Here is a 356-nt window from a genome sequence, read left to right as displayed (position 1 = left end):
CACACGCATAGAGTGAGGAGTATATTCAGATTTAAATAAGCTAAGAGCAATGCCCTCTTGCTGCTCAAGTTGAAGATGACATTCTTTGAAACTTTTTCCAGCATAAGTTGCAGAAGTGAGTTGGTCTTTCGAAGCAAAAAATAGTGCTGCTGCAAGGCGGCTTGCTAAACGAGAGCCAAACAAACCAGGCTCTTCATTTTGATAACCTCTGAACAAAAAACAATTAATCCCTTTTTGTTTTCTCTGTACCTCATTTAAATTAGTTCGCCTACAATCAAACCACTTTGTTGGTTTTGAAATGGGGTTATACTTTTCTTGCCACTTTCTCAACTTAATGAGACAATAATCTAATTCGA

The 356-nt window shown here is 37.4% G+C and carries 1 protein-coding gene; it reads right to left on the bottom strand.

The window, feature by feature from the left end:
* The coding region (locus AAEY62_RS20915) for a VPA1269 family protein (protein WP_350636225.1) at positions 1-356 on the bottom strand (356 nt) is incomplete at both ends.

Source organism: Pseudoalteromonas sp. GW168-MNA-CIBAN-0100 (genome assembly GCF_040309225.1).
GTDB lineage: Bacteria > Pseudomonadota > Gammaproteobacteria > Enterobacterales > Alteromonadaceae > Pseudoalteromonas > Pseudoalteromonas arctica.
The sequence above is the reverse complement of the archived record's forward strand: the minus strand, read 5'-3'. Positions and strand labels throughout refer to the sequence as shown.